The organism is Luteolibacter sp. (assembly GCF_058122085.1).
Window position 1 is genome coordinate 1 of sequence record NZ_JBIKBQ010000143.1, and the last position, 8,864, is coordinate 8,864.

At 62.3% G+C, this 8,864-nt stretch carries 8 protein-coding genes; 3 read left to right on the plus strand and 5 right to left on the minus strand.

All coding sequences use genetic code 11. The features are described 5' to 3' along the window. The 3 genes from AC4DF4_RS16825 to AC4DF4_RS16835 form a co-directional block, all read left to right on the plus strand. The coding region (locus tag AC4DF4_RS16825) for an alpha-2-macroglobulin family protein (protein WP_490049269.1) at window positions 1-2,919 on the plus strand (2,919 nt) is incomplete at its 5' end. Window positions 2,920-2,941: 22 nt separating this feature from the next. Further along, the gene (locus AC4DF4_RS16830) at window positions 2,942-4,081 is read left to right on the plus strand and encodes a peptidylprolyl isomerase (RefSeq protein ID WP_490049270.1); all 1,140 of its coding nucleotides are present in this window, start codon (window positions 2,942-2,944) and stop codon (window positions 4,079-4,081) included. A gap of 44 nt (window positions 4,082-4,125) precedes the next feature. Then, entirely contained in the window at window positions 4,126-4,518 is a 393-nt protein-coding gene (locus tag AC4DF4_RS16835) for a DUF3127 domain-containing protein (RefSeq protein ID WP_490049271.1), read from the plus strand. Window positions 4,519-4,625: 107 nt separating this feature from the next. Here AC4DF4_RS16835 and map read toward each other — a convergent pair whose 3' ends face one another. The 5 genes from map to rpsE form a co-directional block, all read right to left on the minus strand. Then, the gene (gene map, locus AC4DF4_RS16840) at window positions 4,626-5,429 is read right to left on the minus strand and encodes a type I methionyl aminopeptidase (protein ID WP_490049272.1); all 804 of its coding nucleotides are present in this window, start codon (window positions 5,427-5,429) and stop codon (window positions 4,626-4,628) included. 32 nt (window positions 5,430-5,461) lie between these two features. Beyond that, the gene (locus AC4DF4_RS16845; RefSeq protein ID WP_490049273.1) at window positions 5,462-6,127 is read right to left on the minus strand and encodes an adenylate kinase family protein; all 666 of its coding nucleotides are present in this window, start codon (window positions 6,125-6,127) and stop codon (window positions 5,462-5,464) included. Then, the gene (gene secY, locus AC4DF4_RS16850; protein WP_490049274.1) at window positions 6,124-7,632 is read right to left on the minus strand and encodes a preprotein translocase subunit SecY; all 1,509 of its coding nucleotides are present in this window, start codon (window positions 7,630-7,632) and stop codon (window positions 6,124-6,126) included. Before secY ends, AC4DF4_RS16845 begins: the two co-directional genes overlap by 4 nt. Before the next feature lie 96 nt (window positions 7,633-7,728). Then, window positions 7,729-8,181, minus strand: a complete 453-nt coding sequence (rplO, locus tag AC4DF4_RS16855; RefSeq protein WP_490049275.1) for a 50S ribosomal protein L15 — start codon at window positions 8,179-8,181, stop codon at window positions 7,729-7,731. Window positions 8,182-8,222: 41 nt separating this feature from the next. Then, window positions 8,223-8,864, minus strand: a 642-nt coding sequence (rpsE, locus tag AC4DF4_RS16860) for a 30S ribosomal protein S5 (RefSeq protein ID WP_490049276.1), incomplete at its 5' end; no start/stop codon positions are given.

Sequence of the window (8,864 nt, forward strand, 5' to 3'; positions counted from 1 at the left end):
GAACTCGCCATCGACCCCGCCGCCTCCGCCGGGCAAGGCACCGTCCTAACCGTCACGCCCAAGTCCAACGGCCGCCATTTCCTCACCCTCCGCGGCACCGACCCGGACGGCCGCGCCTTCGCCACCGTCACCTATTTCGATGTCTATGGAACCCATGAATTCCCATGGCTCTACGAAGACGGCTTGCGCGTGAAAATGGTCGCCGAAAAGAAATCCTACAAGCCCGGCGAGACCGCGCGCGTGCTCGTCCTCACGCCTATCGAAGGCACCGCCCTCGTCACCGTGGAGCGCGAAAAGGTCCTCCGTACCTTCTCCGTCCAGCTCAAGGCCGACATGCCGGTCATCGAAGTTCCGCTCACCGCCGACGACGCGCCTAACGCCTTCGTCTCCGTCCTCATCGTCAAGGGCGCGAAGGAATCCGCCCGCGAACTCAAGGAACCCCAACTCCGCCTCGGCTACTGCGAACTCATCGTGGAAAACCTCCGTGACACGCTCGCCGTGAAACTCGAAACACCCGCGCCATCCTACCGCCCCGGCGACGAAATCACGCTGACCGGCAGCATCACCCTCGCCGACGGCAAGCCCGCCGCCGGCGCCGAGGTCACCTTTTACGCCGAAGACGAAGGCACGCTCGCCGTCATGGGCTACGAGACGCCGAAGCCCATGGACTACTTTTACACGCCCCGCAACCTCGACGTGGAGTCCGGCACCTCCTTCCAAACCTTCATCTCCGAAGACCCGGAAAAACAATCTTTCTCCAACAAGGGATTCTTCATCGGTGGCGGCGGCGACCTCGGCAAACTCGCCGATCTCCTGCGGAAAAACTTCGATCCCTGCGCCACCTGGGCGCCCGCGCTCGTCACCGATTCCACGGGAAAATTCAGCCATAGCTTCAAGCTTCCCGACACGCTCACCCGCTACCGCCTGATCGCCGTCGCCCATCAGGACGCCGCTAGGTTCGGCCACGCTGAGTCGTCCATCGTGGTGAAAAAGGACCTCATGCTGGAGCCGAAAACCCCGCGCTACGCCAACCAGTCGGATACGTTCAATTCCCAGGTCCTCGTCCAGAACGCCTCTACCTTCACCGGCACCTGGGAAATCAAATTCAGCACCGCCAGCGGCCCGGAAACTCCCTGTGCCGTCGCCATCGGCTCCACCGCCGAGACAGTCACGCTCGCCCCCGGCGCATCTACCACCGTCGTCTTCCCCACCCGTGCCGAAAGCACCGGGGAAGCCGTTCTCACCTTCCAAGCGACTCCGGTTTCCCTCAGCGGCGGCGAGCTGACACCCGTCCTGAAACGCAACCTGTCCGACGCCGTCGAGACCCGCTTCCCGGTCCAATACCCGATGCCGCTGCTCCGCCAGATGAAGCTCGTCAATCTCGACAAGCCCGGCGTGAAGCAGGACCTCCGCGGCCAGCTCGACTCGAAATTGCTAGACGGCAGCGGCGAGATCGACCTCGAATTCTCCCGCTCCCCGCTCGTCGAAGCCGGCGGCTCCGTCGATTTCCTCCTTCACTATCCGTACGGCTGCATCGAGCAATCCACCTCCTCGCTGATCCCGTGGCTCACCGTGAAGGAACTAAGCCCGGTCATCCCGAGCTTCGCGAAAATCCCTGAGAAAAAGGTCAAAGCGGCCATCCAGGCCGGAGCCGACCGGCTGCTCTCGATGCAACTCCCCGACGGCGCGTTCAGCTATTGGCCCGGCGGCACCGATGCCGCGCCGTGGGCCACCGCCTACGCCGGCATGGGCCTGATGTTAGCTGCGGAAAAAGGCGCCAACGTCCCGGACTCCGCCATCGAGTCGCTCAAGAAGAACCTCATCGAAAGCCTGCGCGGCGTCGCCGCTGAAAAATCCGCGCAAGCACTCGAAACCCACGCCCGCGCCCTGCTCGTCCTCGCGCTCGGCGGATCGCCGCAGCCCGCCTATCGGAACTCGCTCGTCGACCGCATCGCCGAGCTAACACCCAGCGCCCGCTGCCTGCTCGCCACCGCCATCGCCGCCGAGGAGAAAGGCAACCCAGCCAATCTCGCCATCGCGAAATCGGTCCTGACCTCCAAAGTCGCCTTCAAGCTCAAGAACGACGATTGGATGCCTTGGTCCGCGGATGACGCCTACAACCTCATCGCCTGGCTGGCCGTCGATCCCCAAGGACCGGAACCCACCAAGGCCCTCGACCGCATGCTCCACGATCGCAATCCTTACGGCCACTGGCGCACGACCTGGGCGAACGGCTGGAGCCTCCTCGCCATGGCCGGATATGCCGGAAACCAAAATCTCAGCGACCAGCCCGTCAATCTAACGTTCGAGACCGCCGCCGGCACGGAAACGATTTACCTCACCCGCGACCAGCCCGCCGCCGCGCGCTCGTTCAAGCTCACGCCCGATCTCAAGCTCGCCCTCACCGCCGACCAAAGCGCCTTCGTCCGCCTGAAAATCGCCGCCAAACCGCAGATCGCGCCGATCCAGCCGGTCGCGACCAACGGCCTTTCCATCGACCGGATCTACGAGCGCGTCAACGCCGACGGCTCCGCGCAAATTCTGACAGAACCGCAGGTCGGCGACCTCGTCCGCGTCTCGCTCCGCGTCACCCTGCCCAAGGACAACACGCGCTACCTCGTCATCGAGGACCCGCTGCCCGCCGTGTTTGAAACGGTCAATACCGACTTCAAATCCCAGCGCGCCGCCGCCGGCATCCGCACCAGCGAGAACGATTGGCAAGTCAGCCACTCGGAACTCCGCAGCGACCGCGCCGCGTTTTTCCTCGATAAAGTCTGGCGGAAAGGCACCTACACCCTCACCTACCTCGCCCGCTGCACCCTCGCCGGCCAAGCCACCGCCCCGCCCGCCAAGGTCGAGTCGATGTATGATCCGGAAAACTTCGCCCTCTCCGCCTCACGGGTTTTCACCGCGAAATAGCCCGAATCCCGTCTCACTTTCCATGTTCTCATTTGATAGACCCACCCTCCGGCTCGCCATCTATGGCGCGGTCCTCGCCTATCTGGTTGCAGACCTTTTGATTTTCAACGGGCCGCTCCGCAGAACCATCGGAGGTGACAGGCCTCCAAAGCCGGAGATCGCCGCACGGGTCGCCGGGCACCCGATCACCCGCAGCCAGCTCGATCGCGCTGTTAGCGAAAAACTCTGGCTCGAAGGTAATCCCGCCGCAGATCCCGCAACTATCCGCGCCGCCGCGCTGGATGAACTCATCGACCACGAGTTGCTACGCCTCCAAGTCAAGGAGCTCGACCCGCCACTCACCGCCAGCGACAAGGAAATCAACGAGCGTCTGCGCCGCCTCATTGGCCGGTTCGAGAGCAAGGGCGCGCTCGAAACCGCGATGAAATCCCAAGGCATTCCCAACGAGCGGGATCTCCGCGAACGCCTCGCCGCTAGAATCCGGCAGGAAAAACTCGTCACCCTGCGCATCGGCGAGTCCATCAAGGTCACCGACGAGGAGGCCCGCAAATGGTTCGACGCAAACCAGCAATCCATCGCCCTGCCCGAGCGCGTCGAGGCGCGCCATGTTTTCATCCCAACGCTCGATCACCCGCCGGAAGAAGCGAAGCAGAAGCTTGATGCCGCGCTCGTCGAACTCACCGAAAAGAAAAAAGACTTCGCCTCTCTCGCCAAGGAAATCAGCGAGGACCCCGCCACCAAGGACAGCGGCGGCGCGCTCGGCTGGATGACCCGCGACCGCCTCCCCGCCGATTTCGCCGCGCCTGTCTTTTCGCTAGAAACCAACCAGCCCGCGCTCGTCCGCACCAAACTCGGCTGGCATCTCGTCGAGATCACCGCCCGCAAACCCGCCGAGCCGCGCGCTTTCGAACAAGCGAAACCCGAAATCCTCGCCTCCATCGAAGCGATTAAACGCCGCCAAGCCACCGAAGACTTCCGCAAGTCGCTCCGCCAGGCGCACGCCGCCGAAATCGAGATTCTCTCCGGGAATCTAACTAAGGCTTCCAAGATCGCCCCGAAACGCGAGCCGGTCGATTGGCGCACTGTGTTGATGGCGGCCGCCTTGATCCTCAGCCCGCTGTTCGCCGGCTGGGCACTGGCGAGACGACAATCCAAAAGCTGACCTTGCGCGTTTGACATCGCCGCCCGGTTTTGGAAACTCCGGTCATGTACGAAACCGCAGGCAAATTGAAATGGATCGGCACCACCCAGAGTTTCGCGAGTGGCTTTACGAAACGCGAGTTCGTGGTCACCACCGCGGCAGACAAGTATCCGCAGGATCTCAAGTTCGAGGTGGTGAAGGACAAGTGCCCGCTGCTCGATCCCTTCGAACTCGGCCAGGACGTGCAAGTCAGCTTCGATATCCGCGGCAACGAGTATAACGGAAAATACTTCGTCAACCTGGCGTGCTGGAAAATCCAGGCCGGCGGGGCACCGGCGGGGCCATCCGGTGGCTCACGCGAGCCTTCGGCTCGCCAGAGCGCGGCTTCCACCAGCAGCGAACCCTCCGCCGCAGACCTCCGTGGCGACGATGATTTCGACGACGAAAGTCCGTTCTGAGACCATCCACCTCCAATATTGTGACGTCCGCGGAGCGATGAACTGGAGCTTCACCTTGTTTCCGTGATTTGGTACGACAGCCGGGCGGAATCAGGTCCGCGCACCAGTTACCAAGCTGGCAGACCCAGCATTTCCGGCAAGGCTTCCCTTGGCCGCCAGGTCAGAATCTCGGGATCGCCGGAGGTGATCAGGACGGTGTGCTCGAAGTGGGCGGAGGCCTTGCGGTCCTCGGTGATGACCGTCCAGCCGTCGTCGAGAATTCGGACGGAGGGCACGCCGGCGTTGACCATCGGCTCGATGGCCAGGGTCATGCCGGGCATGAGCGTTGGGGACTTGCCTTGCGGGCGGTAGTTAGGAACCTGCGGCTCCTCGTGCAGACGGCGGCCCACGCCGTGACCCACGAACTCGCGGACGATGGTGAAGCCGTGCGGCTTGGTGAATTCTTCCACAGAGCCGCAGAGGTCGGCGAGCTTTCTACCGGCGCGCGCGTGGCTGATGGCTTCGAATAAGGATTGCTCGGTGACGGCAAGCAGCCGCTTCGTTTCCAACGGGATGTCACCGGCTGCCACGGTGGTCGCATTGTCGCCGATAAAGCCGCTTTTCACGATGCCGACATCGATCTTCACGATGTCGCCGGGCAAAATCCTGCGGGCTCCGCCGATGCCGTGGACGACTTCCTCGTTGACGGAAATGCAGGTGTAGCCGGGAAAGCCGCGGTAGCCGAGAAAGGCGCTTTTGCATTCGTGCTGGCGCATCATTTCCGCGGCCAACTGGTCGATCTCGCCGGTAGTGCGGCCCGGCGAGACCTCCTTGGCCAGCGCCTGCAGAATGGTGGAGGCGATGGCTCCGGCCTTGCGCATGAACTCGATTTCACGCGGCGACTTGATCGGGATACGGGTTCTGCGGGACACGATGTTGAAACAGAAATTGAGAATTGAGGATTTCAAGCGGGACGGACCGGGAAAAGTTGGAGTAGCCGGGCAGCTACTTCACCCTCGGGAGCCGTCGCATCGCAAGAAGAAAGAAGACCCGCTTGCCGATAGTGCGCGATCACCGGCTGGGTGAGACTCACAAACTCGGCGTGGCGGCTGCGGAAATTCTCCTCGCTGTCGTCGGCGCGCGGGCCTGCGGAACCCCCGCAAACCGGACACTTGCCGTCATGGATTAGCTGGCCGCGCTGGCCGGACCAGCGGCATTCCGGGCACTCCACGCGGTTGCGGATGCGGGCGAGAAGCTGGTCGAACGGCACTTCCAAAGAAACCGCCGCGTCGAGCTTCAATCCGTGACGCGCCAGCCAGTCGTCGAGGAAAACCGCCTGTGGCAGGCTGCGGGGGAAGCCGTCGAGCACCCAGCCGCCGGTTTGGCGTGAAAGCCAGTCGGCAAGAATCGGACACATCAAGTCGTCCGGCAGATATTCCCCGCGGGCGAGGATGGGCTCGGCTTGTTTTCCCAAGTCGGTCCCCATCTCCATTTGCTCCCGGAGCACGGCCCCGGTGCTGAGGTAGCCGAGGCCGAGACTCGCGGCGAGCCGTCTTCCCTGAGTGCCCTTACCGGAAGCCGGAGGCCCTAGCAGGACAACACGGAGCGGTTTGGCGGCGGGAGCGATCAATGCGCGTTTTTGTAAATGAGAACCGCGCTTCCGACGACGATAAGGATACCAATCACGGTCCACAGATAGACAATCGCCGTGCGGGGAGCCGCGCCGCTGGTCTGGCTGAGACGGTCGTAGCGGCCCTTGAGTTTTCCTTTGCGGAGGAAGCCGTCATAGTGTTTCTGAAGGAGCTGGGTTTCAACCTGGCGCATCACGTCGAGCACCACGCCGACCATGATCAACAGCGAGGTGCCGCCGAAGAACTGGAGGACGAGCGAGCCGGGTGGAAGGCCGACGGCCTTGCCCGTTATTACTGGCAGAACGAACAACGCGACCATGAAGAACGCGCCGGCGAAGGTGAGGCGCGTCATGGTGAAGTCGAGGAAATCGGCGGTCGGCTTGCCGGGACGGATGCCGGGGATGTAGCCGCCGTTGCGCTTGAGATCCTCGGCGATCTGCGAGGGCTGGAACATCATGGCCACCCAGAAATAGGAGAAGAGGAAGATGCCGATGCCGCCGAGAATGTAGAACCACATGCCGCCTTGGGAAAGCTGGCCATAAAGCTTCACAGCCCATGGCTGGCCGGAGACTCCGGGAATCCATTGCAGCATCAGAGGAGGCAGCGAAAGCACCGCGGAGGCGAAGATGATCGGCATGACGCCGGCGTAGTTGACCTTGAGGGGCAGATATTGGGTCTGGCCGCCGAACTGTTTGCGACCGACAACGCGCTTGGCGTATTGCACGGCGATCCGGCGCTGGGCCTGGGTGATCGCGATGGTCGCGGCGATGACGACGAGCAGAAGCCCGATCATGACCACCATCCACATGGCGTTGAAAGCATTCACCGCGCCTTGCGAGGGAACAAAGAATTTCCATGCCTGGACCAACGCTCCCGGCAGTGCGGAAATGATGTTGACCGTGATGATGATGGAAGTGCCGTTGCCGATTCCCTTTTCGGTGATCTGGTCACCGATCCACATCAGGAGAACCGTGCCCGCCACGATGGTGACAACGGTAAGGGCCATCCAAGTGTAGGACGGGTCGGGCACCAGGTTGCCGAACTTTTCAATCCCGCTCATGTAGGGGATGTTTTCGGGATTGGTCAGGGACTTCGCGACGAAGAAACCTTGGACGATCGCGATACCGATGGTGATGTAACGGGTGTATTGCGTGATCTTCTGGCGACCTCCGTCCTCACGGGCGAGGCGCGAAAGCTTCGGCACGACCGCGGTCATCAGCTGCACCATGATCGATGCCGAAATGTAAGGCATGATTCCCAGCGCCAAGATGCCGGCCTGTTGGAGGCCACCGCCGGAGAACACCGTGAGCAAGGCGGTGATACCACCACCTGAAGCCGGGTCCTGATTCTTCATGCTGTCCATCCACGCCTTGATGACGGTGGCATCGACGCCCGGAAGCGTGATGTGCACACCCAGGCGGATGATGACGATCAGGGCGAGGGTGAAAAGAATCCGGTCGCGGAGTTCGGGGATTTTCCAAGTGTTGGTAAACGCAGAAATCATGGCTGAGTGGTGGGAAGAGTGAAGCTTGGGCTATAAACACGATGAGGAAGCGCGGGATGCGCTTCCTCATCGGAAATCAGAGATCAAATGAAGTGATCAAGCAGTTGGCTCGGTAACCGTGCCACCCGCTTTTTCGATCTTTTCACGAGCGGAAGCACTGGCATTGTTCACCACGAGGTGGAACGCCTTGGTGATTTCGCCCACGCCGAGAACCTTGATCTTGTCATAGGTGCCGTTGACGAGGCCTTGGCCCTTGAGGGCGGCTTCGTCGATGGTGGCGCCAGCGTCAAACAGGTCGTCGAGTTCACCGACGTTGAAGACGCAGAACTTGTCGCGGAAGTCGTAGTTGTTGAACCCGCGCTTTGGAAGACGACGGTGAAGTGGCATCTGGCCGCCTTCGAAACCGACACGGGTGCCGCTTCCGGAGCGGGCCTTCTGGCCCTTGTTACCCTTGCCGGCGGTTTTGCCGTGGCCGGAGCTTTCGCCGCAACCGAGACGCTTGTTCCGGTGCTTGGATCCCGGATTCGGGCTGAATGAATGAAGTTCCATAATCTAAATGTTTCGTTGGTGATGAAGTGGGAAACGGCCGATCAGATCGCCTTTTCGCGCTTTTTCTTGCCGCGTCCACTGAGAACCTGGTCACGGGTGCGGAGCTGGGAGAGTGCCTTGAGGGTGGCTTTCACCACGTTGGCGTGGTTGGAGGAACCCATCGACTTCGCGAGGATGTCGCGGATGCCGACGGCTTCGCAAACGGCGCGCACACCGCCACCGGCGATGATGCCCGTTCCCGGAGAAGCCGGCTTGAGGAGGACCTTGCCACCGCCGAACTCGGCGTAGATTTCGTGAGGGATGGTGCCATCGACAATGCTCATCGAGACGAGCACCTTGCGGGCTCCTTCGCTGGCCTTTTTGATGGCGTCCGCCACTTCGTTCGCCTTGCCGTAGCCGAGTCCGACCTTGCCGACCTTGTTACCGGTGACGACGAGCGCGGAGAAGCTGAAGCGCCGGCCGCCCTTGACGACCTTGGCGCATCGGTTGATGAAGACAACCTTTTCGGAAAGCTCGTTGCCTTCGGCGTCGGTAGGAGCAGCGCGCTCTTCACGACGCGGGCCGCCGCGACCGCGACCGCCCTGGCCGCCACCGCCTTGATAACCACCGCCGCCGCCACCCTGGTAGCCGCCGCCTTGGCCGCGGTTGCCCTGATAGCCGGAGCCGGCGACCGGGCCGAGAGG

Excerpts from the sequence above, each read along its gene's own strand:
- AC4DF4_RS16830 (WP_490049270.1), top strand. The coding sequence starts at position 2,942 with ATGTTCTCATTTGATAGACCCACCCTCCGGCTCGCCATCTATGGCGCG.
- AC4DF4_RS16835 (WP_490049271.1), top strand. The coding sequence starts at position 4,126 with ATGTACGAAACCGCAGGCAAATTGAAATGGATCGGCACCACCCAGAGT.
- secY (WP_490049274.1), bottom strand. The coding sequence starts at position 7,632 with ATGATTTCTGCGTTTACCAACACTTGGAAAATCCCCGAACTCCGCGAC.
- rplO (WP_490049275.1), bottom strand. The coding sequence starts at position 8,181 with ATGGAACTTCATTCATTCAGCCCGAATCCGGGATCCAAGCACCGGAAC.